19 protein-coding genes and 1 pseudogene are annotated in these 16,933 nt (G+C 43.7%); 15 read left to right on the top strand and 5 right to left on the bottom strand.

What is annotated here, in order from left to right:
• The first annotated feature begins 83 nt into the window (after positions 1–83).
• From ilvD to J9317_RS11120, 7 genes are all read left to right on the top strand, one after another.
• On the top strand, positions 84–1,799 hold the full coding sequence (gene ilvD, locus J9317_RS11150; protein ID WP_211558609.1) for a dihydroxy-acid dehydratase: 1,716 nt from the start codon (positions 84–86) through the stop codon (positions 1,797–1,799).
• A 105-nt stretch (positions 1,800–1,904) separates the two neighbouring features.
• On the top strand, positions 1,905–2,339 hold the full coding sequence (locus J9317_RS11145) for a BrxA/BrxB family bacilliredoxin (RefSeq protein ID WP_211558607.1): 435 nt from the start codon (positions 1,905–1,907) through the stop codon (positions 2,337–2,339).
• 66 nt (positions 2,340–2,405) lie between these two features.
• Positions 2,406–3,179: a class I SAM-dependent methyltransferase gene (locus tag J9317_RS11140; protein WP_211558605.1), complete on the top strand. Its 774-nt coding sequence runs from the start codon at positions 2,406–2,408 to the stop codon at positions 3,177–3,179.
• A 28-nt stretch (positions 3,180–3,207) separates the two neighbouring features.
• Positions 3,208–3,336 (top strand): YuzL family protein, encoded by a 129-nt coding sequence (locus tag J9317_RS11135; RefSeq protein WP_211558603.1) that lies wholly within the window; start codon positions 3,208–3,210, stop codon positions 3,334–3,336.
• 261 nt (positions 3,337–3,597) lie between these two features.
• A complete protein-coding gene (locus J9317_RS11130) occupies positions 3,598–4,152 on the top strand; it encodes a YpjP family protein (RefSeq protein ID WP_211558601.1) in 555 nt (184 codons plus the stop codon).
• An 18-nt stretch (positions 4,153–4,170) separates the two neighbouring features.
• Positions 4,171–4,701: a phosphatidylglycerophosphatase A family protein gene (locus J9317_RS11125; protein ID WP_211558599.1), complete on the top strand. Its 531-nt coding sequence runs from the start codon at positions 4,171–4,173 to the stop codon at positions 4,699–4,701.
• Positions 4,702–4,785: 84 nt separating this feature from the next.
• Positions 4,786–5,559, top strand: a complete 774-nt coding sequence (locus tag J9317_RS11120; protein ID WP_211558597.1) for a TerC family protein — start codon at positions 4,786–4,788, stop codon at positions 5,557–5,559.
• 33 nt (positions 5,560–5,592) lie between these two features.
• On the opposite strand, the gene J9317_RS20835 is transcribed toward J9317_RS11120, so the two are convergent.
• Positions 5,593–5,721: a hypothetical protein gene (locus J9317_RS20835; RefSeq protein ID WP_284143273.1), complete on the bottom strand. Its 129-nt coding sequence runs from the start codon at positions 5,719–5,721 to the stop codon at positions 5,593–5,595.
• Positions 5,722–5,839: 118 nt separating this feature from the next.
• Here J9317_RS20835 and J9317_RS11115 point away from each other — a divergent pair, with 118 nt between their 5' ends.
• Positions 5,840–6,634 (top strand): thymidylate synthase, encoded by a 795-nt coding sequence (locus tag J9317_RS11115; protein WP_211558595.1) that lies wholly within the window; start codon positions 5,840–5,842, stop codon positions 6,632–6,634.
• Positions 6,631–7,116, top strand: coding sequence for a dihydrofolate reductase (locus J9317_RS11110; protein WP_211558593.1), 486 nt, complete (start codon positions 6,631–6,633; stop codon positions 7,114–7,116). The genes J9317_RS11115 and J9317_RS11110 overlap by 4 nt, the downstream gene beginning before the upstream one ends.
• Positions 7,117–7,274: 158 nt before the next feature.
• Here J9317_RS11110 and trhA read toward each other — a convergent pair whose 3' ends face one another.
• Together trhA and J9317_RS11100 are read right to left on the bottom strand one after the other, a co-directional pair.
• A complete protein-coding gene (gene trhA, locus J9317_RS11105; RefSeq protein ID WP_211558591.1) occupies positions 7,275–7,916 on the bottom strand; it encodes a PAQR family membrane homeostasis protein TrhA in 642 nt (213 codons plus the stop codon).
• 15 nt (positions 7,917–7,931) lie between these two features.
• Positions 7,932–9,959 carry a sigma-54 interaction domain-containing protein gene (locus J9317_RS11100; RefSeq protein ID WP_211558589.1) on the bottom strand — a complete coding sequence of 676 codons (2,028 nt, stop codon included), beginning with the start codon at positions 9,957–9,959 and terminating at the stop codon, positions 7,932–7,934.
• A gap of 167 nt (positions 9,960–10,126) precedes the next feature.
• Between J9317_RS11100 and iadA the strand changes: the two genes are divergently transcribed.
• Positions 10,127–11,299 (top strand): beta-aspartyl-peptidase, encoded by a 1,173-nt coding sequence (gene iadA, locus J9317_RS11095; protein WP_211558587.1) that lies wholly within the window; start codon positions 10,127–10,129, stop codon positions 11,297–11,299.
• 140 nt (positions 11,300–11,439) lie between these two features.
• On the opposite strand, the gene J9317_RS11090 is transcribed toward iadA, so the two are convergent.
• Positions 11,440–11,658 carry a hypothetical protein gene (locus tag J9317_RS11090; protein WP_211558585.1) on the bottom strand — a complete coding sequence of 73 codons (219 nt, stop codon included), beginning with the start codon at positions 11,656–11,658 and terminating at the stop codon, positions 11,440–11,442.
• 134 nt (positions 11,659–11,792) lie between these two features.
• Between J9317_RS11090 and ilvA the strand changes: the two genes are divergently transcribed.
• The 3 genes from ilvA to J9317_RS11075 all read left to right on the top strand — a co-directional run bounded on the left by ilvA (position 11,793) and on the right by J9317_RS11075 (position 14,076).
• Positions 11,793–13,067, top strand: a complete 1,275-nt coding sequence (gene ilvA, locus J9317_RS11085; protein ID WP_211558583.1) for a threonine ammonia-lyase IlvA — start codon at positions 11,793–11,795, stop codon at positions 13,065–13,067.
• A 15-nt stretch (positions 13,068–13,082) separates the two neighbouring features.
• Entirely contained in the window at positions 13,083–13,733 is a 651-nt protein-coding gene (locus J9317_RS11080; RefSeq protein ID WP_211558581.1) for an SOS response-associated peptidase, read from the top strand.
• Positions 13,734–13,824: 91 nt separating this feature from the next.
• Positions 13,825–14,076: a DUF2535 family protein gene (locus tag J9317_RS11075; RefSeq protein ID WP_035406211.1), complete on the top strand. Its 252-nt coding sequence runs from the start codon at positions 13,825–13,827 to the stop codon at positions 14,074–14,076.
• A gap of 232 nt (positions 14,077–14,308) precedes the next feature.
• On the opposite strand, the pseudogene J9317_RS20625 reads toward J9317_RS11075, so the two are convergent.
• A pseudogene (locus J9317_RS20625) lies at positions 14,309–14,764 on the bottom strand (transposase); the annotation flags it as partial.
• Positions 14,765–15,258: 494 nt separating this feature from the next.
• Between J9317_RS20625 and J9317_RS11070 the strand changes: the two are divergent.
• Both J9317_RS11070 and J9317_RS11065 read left to right on the top strand, forming a co-directional pair.
• The gene (locus J9317_RS11070) at positions 15,259–16,101 is read left to right on the top strand and encodes a DegV family protein (RefSeq protein ID WP_211558579.1); all 843 of its coding nucleotides are present in this window, start codon (positions 15,259–15,261) and stop codon (positions 16,099–16,101) included.
• Between the two features lie 31 nt (positions 16,102–16,132).
• Entirely contained in the window at positions 16,133–16,720 is a 588-nt protein-coding gene (locus J9317_RS11065; protein WP_211558577.1) for an SCO family protein, read from the top strand.
• The last annotated feature ends 213 nt before the right edge of the window (positions 16,721–16,933 follow it).

Below are 16,933 nucleotides of genomic sequence, written 5' to 3'. Positions count from 1 at the left end.
AAAAATTTTAAGAATATTATTGCAATATGACGATCAAAGTTCTATAGTAATACACAATCAATTATTGCAGGAGGGAATCTAATATGAGCAAAGAGAGCAAAGATTTGAGAATTAAGAGCAAACAGCTGAGTGAGGACCCCAAAAGAGCGCCTAATCGCGCCATGCTTCGCGCCGTCGGTTTCCAGGACGAGGACTTTAAAAAACCAATGATCGGCGTAGCAAGTACGTGGAGTGAAGTGACACCATGCAACATACATATTGATAAGCTCGCTATCCGGGCAAAAGAAGGGATTAAAGATTCAGGCGGAGCAGGTCTTATCTTTAATACCATTACCGTATCAGATGGAATTTCGATGGGTACGGGAGGAATGCGCTATTCTCTTCCCAGCAGGGATGTTATCGCTGATTCCATTGAAACGGTTGTAGGTGCAGAAAATTTGGATGCCTATGTCGCAATCGGCGGATGTGATAAAAATATGCCGGGCTGCCTCATCGCGATGGCAAGATCAGAAGTTCCTTCTGTGTTTGTATATGGAGGCACAATTAAACCGGGGAAACTGAACGGTAAAGACATTGATATCGTTTCGGCATTTGAAGGAGTCGGCCAGTATAATAAAGGCGATATTGACAGGGAAGAGCTTCATAAGATTGAATGCAATGCATGTCCAGGTGCAGGATCATGCGGCGGCATGTATACAGCGAATACAATGGCTTCCGCTATTGAAGCGCTTGGAATGAGTCTTCCTGGAAGCTCATCAAACCCGGCGGAATCAGAATTGAAGCTTAAGGACTGCTATGAAGCGGGAGAAGCTGTACTCCGTCTTCTGGAAGCGGACATTTACCCGAAAGATATTATGACGAAGGAAGCTTTTGAGAATGCGATTACCCTCGTAATGGCTCTTGGCGGATCCACAAATGCCGTGCTTCATTTATTGGCGATTGCCAATGCAGTTGAAGTGGACCTGACTTTGGATGATTTTGAGCGCATTCAGAAAAAAGTTCCGCATATTGCAGATTTAAAGCCAAGCGGCAAATATGTCATGCAGGATCTCCATGAAGCAGGCGGAGTGCCGGGTGTCATGAAGCTGCTTCTTGAAAATGGATACTTGAACGGAGACTGTTTGACTGTAACAGGAAAAACAATTGCTGAAAATCTAAAAGAGATGGATGATCTTTATGAAAATCAAAAGGTCATTGTTCCTATTGAAAAGCCCCTGCGCGCAGAAGGCCCGCTTGTTGTTTTGAAAGGGAACCTGGCACCGGATGGAGCTGTAGCAAAGGTCTCCGGCCTGAAAGTAACAAGTCTTACTGGTCCTGCTAAAGTATTTGACAGTGAGGAGGAGGCAACAGACGCTGTACTTGAAGGAAGGGTATCTCATGGGGATGTCATTGTCATCCGCTATGAAGGTCCGAAAGGAGGACCGGGTATGCCTGAAATGCTTTCATTATCAGCGATATTAGTAGGAAAAGGGCTCGGTGAATCGGTTGCCCTGCTTACAGACGGTAGATTCTCTGGCGGGACTCATGGTCTTGTCGTCGGCCACATTGCCCCGGAAGCCCAGAATGGAGGTCCGATTGCTCTCTTAAAAACAGGTGATCTTGTAACAGTTGACAGCGGGAAAAGAGAGCTGACCATGCATGTTTCCGAGGAAGAGCTTCAGGAAAGGAAATCAAGCTGGAAAGCACCTGTTCAAACGTTAAGAGGAGTCCTTGGGAAATACGCAAGGACGGTTTCCTGTTCCTCTAAAGGAGCTGTAACCGATCTGTTCGAACCATCGAAGGAACATGTAAAGCTCTAAACGTTTGCCACCGTCATTTTTCTATAGTATTCTTGAACTCAGAAAGGGAATGATGGCCATGTTCACCGGCCTCCCTAAGTGACTGTTTCAGGAGGGTATTAAAACATGTCTATGGCATATGAAGAATACATGCGTCAAATGGTTAAGCCGATGAGGGCAGAGCTGACAAGAGCTGGATTTCAAGAGCTTCTTACAGAAGAAGAGGTTGCAGATTATATGGCATCAGCTGAGGGAACAACACTTGTCGTTGTAAACTCTGTCTGCGGATGTGCTGCTGGACTGGCAAGACCCGCTGCAACTCAATCTGCATTGAATGCTGACAAAAAACCTGACCATCTTGTTACCGTTTTTGCAGGGCAGGATAAAGAGGCAACAGCTAAAATGAGAGAGTACTTTGAAGGATTTGAGCCTTCTTCTCCTTCTATAGCACTTTTGAAAGGGAAAGAAGTGGTTCATTTCATCCCAAGGCACGAAATCGAAGGCTTTACAATCGAAGAGATCATGACGAATCTGGAGCAGTCTTTTGAAAAGCACTGCTGAATAAGGTCGAACGGGATGGCTGATAGATGCAGCCATCCCGATTTTTTGTTAAAGGACGTTGAAGACGTGATTATTACTACTGTTATGAAAAATTTTAAAGAAGCAGAAACGGCTGCAAAAGCACTTGCACATTCTATGAACAGCCAGTATGTTCCAAGAAACAAGAAGTCGATTACTTCCCTGCTGCAAAAAGGTGAAGCGGTACTTGTAATAGGCACCGAGAGAATGGAACTTTACAGTGCACCGGACGAAAAGCCGTTCTTTTTCCATCCGAATTCCGCTATGTTCCGGATTAAAAGACTGCTTGACGGAGAGCATGATCCATTTGTAGACGCAGCCGGGATCGAAAAAGGAAAAACCATATTAGATTGTACGCTGGGATTGGCATCAGACAGCATTGTCGCCGCCTATGCGGCTGGAGAAGAAGGAAAGGTCTGCGGGATTGAAGGCAACAAAGAAATGGCGCTGATTGTAGGCGAGGGACTGAAGAAGTGGGATGCTGGGAATGATGAAATTTCAAAAGCGATGAAAAGAGTGGAGGTGGTTTATGCCGATCACCTGGAATTCCTCCAAACGTGCGGGGACCGTTCCTTTGACATTGTTTATTTCGATCCCATGTTTGAAGAAGCGCTATCCTCTGAGGGAATGGTGCCCTTAAAGCAAATTGCCAATTATGATGATTTGAGGGGAGAAGTAATCGCCCAGGCAAAAAGGGTAGCAAAGGAACGGGTGGTCTTAAAAGATCATTGGACGAGCGGAAGGTTTGAAAAATGGGGCTTCAGCCAAATTAAACGCCGTTCAGCTTCCTTTCACTTCGGGGTTATAGAAAAAGGGGATTAGGCAAAACTAGGACTCGGAGGTGAAGGGAATGTCACGCAAAAAAGCAGATCCGTCGAAATCACAGCTTGGTTCGCCTGAGACAGAAGGACAGGGAACGACAAATCAAGAAGCAGGAAAACAAAAAAGCTCTGCATCATCCAAAGCGAAAAAAATGTGAGAAGCTTGCCCATTTATACGCAGAGAAAGCCCGGATTAATTTCCGGGCTTTTAATCTGTTATTTCCATGAAAATCATATAAATGAGGGTAATGAAACTTGCAGTGATAAGCAGTGCTTCGTACATAACAAGCCTCCCGTATCTTAATACATTTATTGTAAAGGAAATGCGCTGGCAATAAAAGCGTTTTCTTTAACTTAATAAGGAGAATTGTCAAGGGCTATGATAGAATAATAGAGAATACATTTAAGAGAGGAAAACCATGAATAAATGGCTTAAAAAATCGCTCGTAGCCTTGTTCTCAATTGTCACACTGGGAATGGTTTCGCCTCCCGCTGTGCTGCTCGCAGAAGAGAATTCTCAAGACTTTTCTAAAACCATCATTCCCGAGCAATCAGATTCCCACAAATCGCAAATTATTGAACCGGATATCCAATATTTTAAACAGATGGCCAAAGAGCAAACGCATCAAAAATTCGGGGACAGAATTGGCCCGGTAATTGAATCGAAATTCGATATGATGATCCTGCCAAAAATCGAAGAAGTAATGGAAAGAGAGCTGACATTAGAAGAATCCTCAAATCTTGTAATCAGTGAGAAACCCGGTTCAGGGAGAAGCGAAAAAATCTTTCATATTTACGACCGGAATTCCGGTAAAGATGTAATTCGTTTCCACGTCCGTGTGGATCATCCTCCCGGAGAGGGCTACTGGTTCAATTTTCATTACCATTTAAGCAGAGATTCATTTGAACAGCATCATGAACTGGGCAGCATTTATTGGGACCGGAATACTCCACCCGCTTGGATGACTCATTAAAAAGGGGCGATCAGTCTAATGGCTAAATACACGATGAAAGAAATGACCGCAATTACCATTGATATGCTGAAAGACAGGGGAGTAACGATAGCTGATATTGCCGATATCGTCTTCCGGCTTCAGGAACGCTACATACCGGCGCTTACCCATGAAGACTGTGTCTATAATGTAGAACGGGTGCTAAGCAAAAGGGAAATCGTCCACGCCGTTTTAACCGGACTTGCTTTGGATGAACTAGCTGAAAAGAAATTGCTGCCCCAGCCGCTGCAGCATCTCGTAGAAACGGACGAGCCTTTATATGGAATTGATGAAATCATTCCCCTTTCAATCGTCAATGTATATGGTTCGATCGGACTGACCAACTTCGGATTTCTTGATAAAGAGAAATTCGGGATTATTAAAGAACTGGATGAGCATAAAGATGATCGGGTCAATACATTCCTTGATGATATTGTGGCTGCATTGGCTGCAGCGGCAGCGAGCAGAATGGCCCATCGAAGCCGTGATAAAGAAGAGGAAGATCAGTCAGAGCAGATGATAGGAAGCTAGATTGCCTTTTTGCTTAACAAGAGAGCCCAAATCTTGTATACTAGTTAAAGTATTGCTCGAATCTTAGGAGGTTATGTCGTCACAATGAATGAAATATTAAATGCTTTTGTAGACACGTATGCCCAGTTTTTTGACTGGCAGATGTGGGGCGAAGTACTGACAAGCCCTACAAGCTGGGGATTAATTCTTACCCTGGTGATTTTAGAAGGGCTATTATCTGCTGACAATGCGCTTGTTCTTGCAGTTATGGTCCGCCCGCTTCCTGAGGAGCAAAGAAAGAAAGCACTTTTCTATGGTTTAATAGGGGCGTATGTTTTCAGGTTTATTGCAATTGGAGTCGGAGTATTCCTTATAAAGCTTTGGTGGGTTAAGCTCCTTGGAGCAGCATACCTAGCATGGCTGGCTATTAAATACTTCATTGATAAACGGAATGAGTCTGGCGGAGATGATGCGGAAGACGCAGCGAAGCTTACAAAAGGCAGCATTTTTACCCGCCTCTTCGGACAGTTCTGGGGTACAGTTGCAGCTGTTGAATTAATGGATATTGCATTTTCCGTTGACAGTGTTCTTGCAGCATTTGGAGTTAGTGAACAAGTATGGGTTCTTCTTCTCGGAGGGATGCTCGGAGTACTTATGATGCGTGGAATTGCAGGAGTATTTGTTAAACTGATTGAGAGAATTCCTGAACTTGAAACAACAGCATATGTGCTGATTTTACTTATTGCAGCGAAAATGGCTTTAAGTGTTGCGGGAGTACACATGGAGCACTGGGTATTTTTCGTCTTAATACTCGTTATGTTCATTGGGACGTTTATCATTCATAAAATGAAAAACAACCGTCAGGAAAAAACGAATTAATAAAAAACGCCGGAATCGCTTCCGGCGTTTTTTTTAATGGAAAAAATATAGAAAGAGAATAATCAAGCCACCGCTGACCAAGCCATCAGCTACCAGAAAACGAGTGCTCCCCATATACTCAATTACTTTTTCGACTTCTTCCTTTGCAGGTCTTTTTCGCATGATGTCACATCCTTAGCGGTTTGATGAATACTATTCATCCTGCACGAATTTGACCCCTTCCATACTTCATAATATGTTAAAATGAAGAATCGAATGTTAAGAAAAAGGAAGTGACAGGATGAAACAATATTTAGATCTATGCAGGCATGTGCTGGAAAACGGTAAAGCGAAAGGCGATAGAACCGGGACGGGAACAATCAGCACGTTCGGCTATCAGATGAGATTTGACCTCAGCGAAGGGTTTCCGATGGTTACGACAAAAAAGCTGCATTTGAAATCAATTATTCATGAACTGCTGTGGTTTTTAAAAGGGGACACAAATGTTGCCTACCTTCAGGAAAATGGAGTAAGGATATGGAATGAATGGGCCGATGAAAACGGGGAACTGGGTCCTGTGTATGGGGCGCAATGGCGTTCTTGGGCAGGCGCAGGGGGAGAAACGATCGATCAAATTGCAAACGTAGTTCATGATCTGAAGAATAACCCTGATTCTAGACGGTTAATCGTCAGCGCCTGGAATCCGTCAGACATTCCGAACATGGCATTGCCGCCATGCCACTGCCTGTTTCAATTTTACGTGGCAGACGGGAAGCTTTCCTGCCAGCTTTATCAGCGTTCGGCAGATGTTTTCCTTGGCGTTCCTTTTAATATCGCTTCCTATGCTCTTCTCACCATGATGATGGCACATACATCGGGTCTTGAATACGGAGAATTCATTCACAGCTTTGGAGACGTACATATTTATCAAAATCACCTGGAACAAGTAAACCTTCAGCTCGGACGAGATCCTAAACCGCTGCCGCAAATGAAGCTGAATCCTGACGTGACATCCATTTTTGATTTTACATACGAGGACTTCACGCTCGAAAACTATGAAGCCCATCCTCATATAAAAGGAGCTGTCAGCGTATGATTTCTTTTGTTTATGCAATGGATGAACAGCGGGCGATTGGCAAGAACAATGATCTTCCATGGAAACTTCCGGCTGATCTGGCCCATTTCAAGAAAATTACATTTGGATCTGCTGTCGTTATGGGCAGAAAAACGTTTGAATCGATGGGAAGCAAGCCTCTTCCCGGCAGAAGAAATATTGTGGTTTCTGCAAATCCTGAATTTGAAGCCGAAGGGTGCGAAATTCTCCAATCTGTAAAGGAGATTTCTCTTCTTGAGGAAGAGGGGGAAGAGCTGTTTGTTATTGGGGGAGCCAAAATATTTGAAGAAATGCTTCCGCACTGCACGAAAATGTATGTGACCATCATCCATCATACCTTTGACGGAGATACGTTCTTTCCGGAATTTGACGAGAGTGAATGGCGCACGACTTTAAAAGAACAGGGAATAAAGGATGAAAAAAATCCGTATAATTATGAATTTCTTACACTGGAAAGAAACTAAAAAAACCCGCATCGAGGACTTTCGATGCGGGTTTTCTTTGTTTCAGGCTCTCTTGTGAAAGGCGAGAATGCGAGATTCTTAAACGTAAAGCTCAAGCTTCCGCTCTGCAAAAAGCGAGTAAAACTCAACCTTTAGCATGGGAATTCGAACAGCCGTGTTTAAATGTAGGGTACATCCACGATGTAAAACAGCACACAGAAAAACATGGAAGCACTGCCGCCTAGAACAAACAAATGCCAGATGGCGTGATGATAAGGGATCTTCCTCCATACGTAGAAAATAGAGCCGACCGTATAGAGAATCCCGCCAATGAGAAGAAGCATGAATCCTTCCATAGACAAGTACTCATAGAGCGGCTTCGCTGCAATAATAACGAGCCAGCCCATAAGAATGTAAAAGAGTGTGGATAATACTACAAACCTGTCTACAAAAAAGATTTTAAACACCACTCCGGCAACCGCCAGACTCCAGATGATGATGAGCAGGGTCCATCCGAAGGTTCCTCTGAGAGGCCCAAGCAGGAGCGGGGTGTAAGTTCCCGCAATCAGTATATAAATGGCAGAGTGATCGAGAATAGCAAAGATGTGCTTCGCTTTTTTATGCTGGATTGCATGAAGCAGCGTCGAGAATAAATAAAGTAAAATCATCGATGCTCCGAAAATTGAAAAGCTGACCACACTGATTGTATCCCCGTACCATACAGCAAACAAAATCAAGTACACCAAAGCGGGAATGCTAAGCAGCACACCGATGCCATGGGTAATTGCGTTGGCAATCTCTTCTTTTATTGTAAATTCCATTCGTTCCAGCTCCTTTTAATGGTTTCCGAGATGAGATTTAAGCGAGTGGAGGAAATCCATTCCCTCTAGAGTAATTTTAGTTCCTGCCCGTCCGCGTCCTTTCGTTACATAGCTATGCTTTTCGAGAAAGTCCAGCCTATGGCGGACCTGCTGTGCCGTAAGAGGATGGGTACCCGTTTTGCTGATTTCCGAAATAATTCTCCTGCTTGCCGGCTCTCCGCTTTCATTGGAGATCCGGATCGTCTCAAGGATAAACACAAATTCCTGTTTATCCATGAGGGTAAGCTGCAGCGGGGCTGCTTCTTTTTCTTTTTTCTTTTGTTTTTTGACCGTTTTTCCGGGAAAATCATGAAGCTGAATCGTTTTTCCATCGGATACGGCAAGCATATAGTCAATCGAATTCTTTAATTCCCTTACATTTCCTTCCCATTCTTCTCTCATTAACGTATCCATTACCTTTGAATCCATCCGGGTGACAGCTCCGCTTCTTTTCAGAAATTCTTCTGCAAGAATAGGAATGTCTGACTTCCGTTCTCTTAAAGGCGGGATTTGAATGGAAAAAACATTTAAGCGGTAGAATAAATCGGCACGGAAATCCCCGTCCGCCATTTTTTCTCTCAGATTCATATTAGTGGCGGCAACGATCCTTACATCCACCGCGATATTTTGGGTTCCGCTTACTCTGCGGATCTCTTTTTCCTGAAGAACACGAAGCAGGCTTGCCTGTAGGTCTCCGGAAATGTCTCCGATTTCATCCAGAAACAGGGTGCCTCCGTTTGCTTGTTCAAACAGCCCTTTTTTTCCGCCTTTTTGTGCTCCTGTAAAGGCTCCTGCTTCGTAGCCGAATAGCTCGCTTTCAAAAAGGGAAGCCGAGAGGGCGCTGCAGTTAACGGCAACAAAGGGTCCTGAGCGTCTGCCGGAGCCGTTATGTATCGCTTGCGCAAACAACTCTTTACCCGTTCCGGTTTCTCCTTCAATCAAAACCGGCAATTCGGAAAGTGCCAGTTTTTTTGCGGTGCCAATTGTATCCAGCATGCTTAAATGGCTGCCGATTATTTGATCAAACGTATATTTGGCCGTGAATCCTTTTTTTGCCCATTCTGCTGCCGCAGCATTGATCTCTGAAGCTTTGCTGACCCTGCTGATGGTAGCTGTAATGATTCCGTTCGTTTCATTCCGGTAAATGGCCGCTTCCATTCCATTAATGCTGAAAAGCTGAAAGGGTTCCGTTCCTGCCGCTATATAGGAAATCACGTCTTCATCAAGTCCTGAAAGGTGAATGGATTTTCCGGCAACGTCCTCCCTGTCAAGCTGGAAAATCAGCTCGCACACGGAATTGAAGGCCGTAATGATTCCAGAAGCACTGACACCAATCACACCCTCGCTCACCTGATCAACGACAAGCCGAAGATTTTTTTCTGCTAGCATAGCTGAAGTTTTCGCTTCAGTCAGCAGCCGCTGCTGGCTGACGGCGTGCTTCATTTGCCGTTCTGTTAATATATAGTTCAGGGAGAAAAGCTCAAACCGATTTGCCAATTCCTGAATGGTAGGGGAGCCGATGAGGCGAACTCCTATATCCAATTTGACTGCTGAATGGCTAGGTGCAAGAATCATTTCCCCGGGAGAAAGGATCAGGTCTGCATCAAAAGCAGTGTTTTCTTTTTTATAAGGCTCAAATCGGACGTGCTGTATTCCAAGTTCTATAAGCTGATGAATCAGCTCAGCTGCTGTTTCATGTGTATCGCTGACAACAAGAACCTTGGAGCCTTTTGGCATAAGCAGCAGCTTTTCCAGTTTCTCAACATTAATTGTTCGAATTGCTTCTATGATTTCGGCGTCAGGGGAAAGGTATGGTTCGATTTCATTTTTTAAATCTCGAGAAGAAATCAATATCGGACCGGGAGCAAAAGTGTCAGGCAAACCTTCATCCATAGAAAAGGATTCAATCGAAATCAGTTCATTAAACAGTTCAAGGAGCTGCCCGTGAAGAGCTTTTCTCGTTTGTTCAGTTCCGGTTAGTAAAATTAATTTTCCTGGACTCAATAGCATTCGCTCCTGTCTCGTAACTATAATTGCATTATAACACCCAAATGGAACTAATTGAACCCAATAAAATAAAATGAGCAGAATGAAATTAATTCTCCTAGGGGATTACAACATGGCATGATTCTTGCTTGAAAATAGTGAAACGATATGAAGGAGGAACAGATTTGCTTAAATTAATAAAAAATGGAGAACTATACGCTCCTGAATATTTAGGGAAAAAAGATGTGATCACTGCCGGCGGAAAAATAGCTTTTATAAAGGAACCTGGATGTTCTTTTCCAAGTGAATACCTGTCAGAAACCATTGATGCAGATGGCCAGGCGGTTTTTCCGGGGTTTATTGATTCACATGTACATATTATGGGGGGCGGAGGAGAAGGCGGCTATAGAACGAGGACTCCCGAACTGAAATTAAGCTCAGCAATCAAAGGCGGCGTGACGTCAATTGTCGGGGTCATAGGGACGGACGGAACAACAAGAACTATGCCAAGCTTGCTTGCGAAAGCAAGGGCTTTGGAAGAGGAAGGGATAACTTGTTATGTTCACACCGGCAGCTACCAGATTCCTGTCCGGACCCTCACAGGCAAAATTGAAGATGACTTAATTCTCATCGATAAAATAATCGGCTGCGGTGAAATCGCAATCAGTGATCACCGCTCGTCCCAGCCTGCATGGCAAGAGCTGGCTAAAATTGCTTCTGCTGCGAGAATCGGCGGAATGCTGTCAGGTAAAGCAGGGATCGTCAATATTCATTTAGGCGATGGCAAGGGAAAGCTGGATTTAATTCAGAAGGTTTGCGAAGAAACGGACATCCCGATCAAAATTTTTCATCCCACCCATATCAACCGCAATCCCCACTTGTTTGCGGCGGGCATTGAGTTTGCCAAAAACGGCGGCCTTGTTGACTTTACCACTAGCACTGTACAGCGATTTCTGGACCAGGGAGAAGTAAAATGCAGCACGGGATTAAAACGGATGCTTGAGGAGGGGGTACCTGCGGAGAACATCACCTTCACATCCGACGCGCAGGCAAGTCTGCCTGAGTTTAATTCAGCCGGGGAGCTGACGGGTTTGCAGATCGGAAATATTACTTCACTTTTTAATGAAGTAAGAGACGCAATACTGATAGAGAACATCCCGGCCGAAGAAGCAATTAAAGTGATTACTTCGAATCCGGCCGCCATTCTCAAGCTAACCCAAAAGGGCATAATTGCAGAAGGTAAGGATGCGGACCTCGTTCTTGCTGATAAAGAAACCTTGCAAATCAGAACGGTTATAGCCAAAGGACAGGTTATGATGAAGGAAGGGCAAGTCATAGTGAAGGGGACATTTGAATAAGCATTGCTGCTTTTAGTTTTTGAGAAAGTCTATAATGCTTCATATTATGGGGCTGTAAAAGGGGACAGTGGTATTATCCTGTTCAACTGACAGCCCATAATAAAAAAACCCCTAATCTGGATTAGGAGTCTAAAGCTCATTCAGTACGCTGAAATGCTTTTGATCGCCTGTCTCAGCTTCTCGGGGTCTTCAAAATCGTCCGCATTCCAGTTTTCTTCCACCCAGCGGATAAGCTCTTCTTTCGTGTTGAAACTTTGGCCGCTGGTGTCAGCGCTGCGAATTATATACAGGTTGCTGTCAGGGTCTGCTTCAATAAGACAAGGGATAGCGCTTGATTTGCTTTTTAGCAAATACTCCATAGTTATTCCTCCTCTATTTTCAAATTTTTCCCGTTTTTAAGGAATTCAATCCTGAATTGCTGAAAACGACTTTATATTTTGAATATTCGTGATATAATGGCAAATTAAATAGAGGTATAGAAAGGAATTTTGCCATGAATCCGTTAGCTCTCAGAAATCAATCGTCAATTGTCCATGTGGAATCGATTCTAAAAGCTCATCATCTTCTTAAAGAAGTGGTAATTCATACCCCGCTGCAGCTGAATCGTCAGCTTTCTGAGCAATATCAGTGCAATGTTTACCTTAAGAGGGAAGATTTGCAGCTTGTCCGGTCGTTCAAAATAAGAGGGGCTTTTAACAAAATGAAATCACTGAGCAGCAAAGAACTTGAAAATGGAATTGTATGTGCCAGTGCCGGAAATCATGCGCAGGGTGTAGCTTATTCCTGCAAGGCGCTTGGGGTTCAAGGGAAAATTTTCATGCCAAGCACCACCCCGAGGCAAAAAGTGAACCAGGTGGAGAAATTCGCAAATGGTAATGCTGAGATTATTTTGTGCGGAGATACATTTGATGATTCCTATCATGAAGCAGTTAAATGCTGTGAGGAAGAGGGCAGGGCATTCATACATCCGTTTGATGATGAAGAAGTAATTGCAGGTCAGGGTACAGTGGCAGTTGAAATTTTGAATGATACGGATGTGCCTATTGATTTTGTTTTTGCAAGTGTCGGGGGAGGCGGGCTGATTTCAGGTTTAGGTACATATTTTCAGGCGGTTTCCCCGAATACGAAGATTATGGCGGTCGAACCGGAAGCTGCTGCATCGTTTACTTCAGCGAAGTCTTCCGGGGAGGTGGTCACGCTGCCTAAAATCAGCAAATTTGTGGATGGAGCTGCCGTTCAGCGCATGGGAGAGAAGACATTTGCCATCGCCAATGGCTTCTGTCACGAAACCGTGCTCGTGCCTGATGGCAAGGTGTGCACGTCCATTCTGGAATTGTATAATGATAATGCGATTGTAGCAGAGCCTGCAGGTGCATTGCCGATTGCCGCGCTTGATTTTTGCCGTGATGAAATTAAAGGGAAAAATGTGGTATGTATTGTAAGCGGCGGGAACAATGATATTGGAAGGATGCAGGAAATCAAAGAAAGATCCATGATTTATGAAGGACTGCAGCACTATTTCATCGTTAATTTTCCTCAGCGGGCAGGGGCTCTGAGAGAGTTTTTGCACGATGTACTCGGTCCGGCAGATGATATTAACCGGTTTGAATATACAAAGAAAAACAATAAAGAAAACGGTCCTGCGCTTGTGGGAATTGAATTAAAGGATAAAAAGGACTACGCAACGCTGATTGCCAGAATGGATTCAAAGGGATTTCATTACACAGAAGTGAATAAGGATGAACAGCTCTTTAACTTACTAATTTAGCCGGAGGCACCGGATATGTGCGGAAGATTTACACAAACGTTCGATGAGAATGTCTTTGATTATTTTCCTGTCTTTAACAGTGGAGATCTAACCGTTGAAAAAACGTTCAATGCAGCTCCCACTCAAAAGCTTTTAGCTATTGCCGGATCAGATGGGAAGTATAAAGCTGGTTATTTGAAGTGGGGTCTTGTACCCTCCTGGACGTCAGCGCTTAAAGGGTCAGGAATTATTAATGCGAGAGCGGAAACCGTTACTGAAAAGCCCAGTTTTAAGCACCTAATTGACAGAAAACGATGTTTGATTCTGGCAGACAGTTTTTATGAATGGCAAAACTCTGAGACTGGAAAAATCCCGTACCGTTTTTTGCTTCGTTCCGAGGAACCGTTTGCTTTCGCAGGCTTATGGGACAGGTGGCGTAAAGATGGGAAGGACCTTGTTACATGCACCATCATTACAACGAAAGCCAATGGACTTGTTCATGAGGTGCATGATCGAATGCCGGTTATTTTTAAGCACTGCACAGCTTCCGCTTGGCTGGATATGAATAAGGAGAAGGCGGTTGAAAAACTGCTTCCTATTCCTGAAAAAGAAATGAAAGCTTATCAGGTTTCATCGAAAATTAACTCACCTGCTATAAACGAAGCGTCCTGTACTTTTCCGGTGTGAAAATTTTTAAAGCTGTGAGCATAATTTGACAGACTTCGATAGGATTATGGAGTATAATAAAGCAAACGGGTGAAAAAGAGGATTGATATTTTTGCTATTCAAAAGCCTAGAGTTCAAACGGTTGGATGGACAGAAGGTAAAGGTTATTGAGATACCGGTAATGGGAAAAGACCACAGTTATGCTTTTTTGATTCAGGCAAGACTGCAGGCTTATTTAACAAGGATTAATGCAGAGCCTGAACCGAAAAGCGTCTATTCTTTCCGCGACTATCTCAAGAAGATTTTAAAATGGCCGGATTATGAAGCAATCTTTCAATCTGAAGTATTACAGAATAATGCCTAGGGAGATCTTAACAGATCTCTCTTTTCTTTATGAATGCCTGTTTTCTAAAATATTGTGGTTTTTAAATAATGGCTCTGTTAAACTTGGCTGTTGATTTCCGTTGCAGGCGCTCGCTTTCCGCGGGGCGGGCGGTGAGCCTCCTCGCCGCTTTGCGCCTGCGGGGTCTCACCTGTCCCGCTGCTCTCAGCTCGGAGTCTCGCGCCTTCCACTCCAATCAACAGGTGTTAAGACTCTTGCTAATCCCTCTTTCAGGAGCAACTCCACCACGCTTACGAGGCTCCCGGTGAGTGATATGCTTACTTCTTTTCATACTTTCTAGAAGATAAGTATCATCACTTTCAATGACACCTTGAAGAACACTCTCCCCGATTGAGCGAACAACGTTTAACACTTTATGCCTCCAGTAGAAAGCAGTAGAAATATGAATATCAGGGTGTTTTACGATTTTGGGAAGGGTATATCCTTCCACCATCAATTCCATAAAATTGAGCCACAGATGAGGTTTATGTGTGCCGCCGATTGGAGTATTTGTCATATCGTTGAATGTTTTGCTGCAATCCTTTCATTGAAAACGTTGGCGACCACGGTACTTTCCGTGTCGGACTACCGCAATTGAACCGCAGTGAACGCACCCCACTCCTTCACTGAAACGGGTTTCTCGAATGCTGGAAATTAGTTTAGCAATATCAGAACTGTGGCAGTTTTATCTCGCTCTATTCCTCGTATAAACTTTTCCTTTTCATCATCAGGTAAAACAAAGTAAGTTTGATACACATCTTCCCACATTTGAAACCCTCCCGTACACTTGTTCTTACAGCTATTATAAGGGAACTGGAAGATATCCAAAATATTTACGAAAAGAGCCTTATGAATACTCATTGACTAAAAACGATGCAGGCTGGCTGGACCGAGAACGCAGCAGCAGCGGGGCAGATGATGCCCCCGGCAACTGTGCGCCGGGAAAATTCTGTGCACGCACCGGAAACGCGAGCAGCATCCAGGTGATCCAAATTATGGAATCATAGTTTGTGAAAACAGTTTTCTGAAAAAGATAAATCTTTTAGTTAAGGAATTTTTATGACTATAATAATCAATAAACCCTTAATTTTTACTCTTTTTTATTGAAACCATTTGCACAATCTGTATAATACTTCTTAATGAGAGAGATAGGGAAGTGACAAGATGAAAAAAATTGTGATTGTAACCGATTCAACAACAGATCTTGATCAAAGTATGATTGAAAAATACAAAATTGAAGTAATTCCGTTAACGATACATATAGATGGAGAGACGTACACCGATCGAGTAGATATTACACCTGAAGATTTTATGAAAAAAATGGCGGGTGCAAACGAATTGCCGAAAAGTTCCCAGCCTGCCATCGGGAAGTTTGTTGAAACTTACACCGAGCTTCATAAAACGGCTGATCAAATTATCTCGATTCACTTGACTTCAGGGATGAGCGGAACATTCCAGACTGCAGAAAGCGCTGCTGCGATGGCTGGCGGTGATATTACGGTTATCGATTCTCAGTTTATATCAAAAGCGCTTGGATTCCAGGTATTAGAAGCGGCTAAAATGGCTGAAAGCGGGTCCTCTAAAGAAGAAATAATAGAACGGATTTCCTCTATTAAGGAGGCTACGAAACTATTTGTTACGGTTGATACTCTTGATAATCTGGTAAAGGGCGGCAGAATCGGAAGGGGAAAGGCCATGATCGGTTCCCTGCTGAATATCAAGCCAATCGCCAGTCTGCAGGACGGTGTTTATACACCGGTTGCAAAAGTAAGAAGCCATTCTCAGATCGTCAAATACCTTGCTAAGCAATTTGGGGAAGATTTGAAGGGGAAAACGGCAAAGGCAATCGGAATCGCGCACGCAGACGCCTTTGAGCTCGCTCATAACCTGAAGGAAGCACTGCTTCAAATCCGTCCGGATCTGCCAATTGATATTTCGTTTACGACTCCTGTCGTGTCTACTCATACCGGACCGGGTGCTATCGGATTTATGTACTTTACGGAGTAGGAACCGGCGATCCCAAAAGAAAATACAGGAAGTGGTTTCTTTGAAAAAGACAGGTTTAATATGGCTCGCTGCGGCTTTTATTTTGCTATCTGGATGCGTCTCTGCCGCATCCGGTTTTAAAACCATTTCATCTGTAGAAAATTTTCAGTATAAGAATCAAGAAGGAGAGAGGTTCGGCCTTGCCGAGCTTAAGGGCAAGGTTTGGATTGCGAGCTTTATTTTTACTAGCTGTACAACGGTTTGTCCTCCAATGACGGCGCATATGAAGAAGCTGCAAAGTATGGGAGCCGAGCAGAACCTCCCATTTGAGATCGTTTCATTCAGTGTAGATCCAAAGGTTGATACACCTGAAAAATTAAAAACGTTTGGCAGCCAATTTGGCAGCTCATTTGAAAATTGGCATTTTCTAACGGGGTACTCACAGAAGCAAATTGAGGAATTTTCCCTTAACAGCTTCAAGTCTTTAGTGAAAAAACCGGAAAATGAGGATCAGGTTATCCACGGAACTTCCTTTTATTTAATAAATAAAGAGGGAGACGTCGTTAAATCATACAGCGGGGTAGAAAATCCTCCATACGATGAGATCATGCAAGATATAAAGAGGCTGCAGCAGCAATAATCCTGCATGTCTCTTTTTTTATACGGTTATTGATTAAAAACTGTCAGAAGTCTGATTCCAGCGGAAGGTGCCAGTAGCAATCGGAACAGACAGACTGGACAGAAAGCGACCGCCGTGTGGAAAGCGAGCATCATGAAGCAAAAATCAGCCATGCACAATCCTTTTTTTTCATCAAAGTTTCAAAGATATAGGCAAAACCATTGAACAGGAAGC

Origin of the sequence: Metabacillus flavus, from assembly GCF_018283675.1 — a bacterium.
Taxonomy (GTDB): domain Bacteria; phylum Bacillota; class Bacilli; order Bacillales; family Bacillaceae; genus Metabacillus_B; species Metabacillus_B flavus.
The sequence above is the reverse complement of the archived record's forward strand: the minus strand, read 5'-3'. Positions and strand labels throughout refer to the sequence as shown.

What these genes read in the sequence shown, in the direction of transcription:
- ilvD (WP_211558609.1), top strand. Translation starts at nt 84, where the DNA reads ATGAGCAAAGAGAGCAAAGATTTGAGAATTAAGAGCAAACAGCTGAGT.
- J9317_RS11145 (WP_211558607.1), top strand. Translation starts at nt 1,905, where the DNA reads ATGTCTATGGCATATGAAGAATACATGCGTCAAATGGTTAAGCCGATG.
- J9317_RS11135 (WP_211558603.1), top strand. Translation starts at nt 3,208, where the DNA reads ATGTCACGCAAAAAAGCAGATCCGTCGAAATCACAGCTTGGTTCGCCT.
- J9317_RS11130 (WP_211558601.1), top strand. Translation starts at nt 3,598, where the DNA reads ATGAATAAATGGCTTAAAAAATCGCTCGTAGCCTTGTTCTCAATTGTC.
- J9317_RS11125 (WP_211558599.1), top strand. Translation starts at nt 4,171, where the DNA reads ATGGCTAAATACACGATGAAAGAAATGACCGCAATTACCATTGATATG.
- J9317_RS11120 (WP_211558597.1), top strand. Translation starts at nt 4,786, where the DNA reads ATGAATGAAATATTAAATGCTTTTGTAGACACGTATGCCCAGTTTTTT.
- J9317_RS20835 (WP_284143273.1), bottom strand. Translation starts at nt 5,721, where the DNA reads ATGCGAAAAAGACCTGCAAAGGAAGAAGTCGAAAAAGTAATTGAGTAT.
- J9317_RS11115 (WP_211558595.1), top strand. Translation starts at nt 5,840, where the DNA reads ATGAAACAATATTTAGATCTATGCAGGCATGTGCTGGAAAACGGTAAA.
- J9317_RS11110 (WP_211558593.1), top strand. Translation starts at nt 6,631, where the DNA reads ATGATTTCTTTTGTTTATGCAATGGATGAACAGCGGGCGATTGGCAAG.
- trhA (WP_211558591.1), bottom strand. Translation starts at nt 7,916, where the DNA reads ATGGAATTTACAATAAAAGAAGAGATTGCCAACGCAATTACCCATGGC.
- J9317_RS11090 (WP_211558585.1), bottom strand. Translation starts at nt 11,658, where the DNA reads ATGGAGTATTTGCTAAAAAGCAAATCAAGCGCTATCCCTTGTCTTATT.
- ilvA (WP_211558583.1), top strand. Translation starts at nt 11,793, where the DNA reads ATGAATCCGTTAGCTCTCAGAAATCAATCGTCAATTGTCCATGTGGAA.
- J9317_RS11080 (WP_211558581.1), top strand. Translation starts at nt 13,083, where the DNA reads ATGTGCGGAAGATTTACACAAACGTTCGATGAGAATGTCTTTGATTAT.
- J9317_RS11070 (WP_211558579.1), top strand. Translation starts at nt 15,259, where the DNA reads ATGAAAAAAATTGTGATTGTAACCGATTCAACAACAGATCTTGATCAA.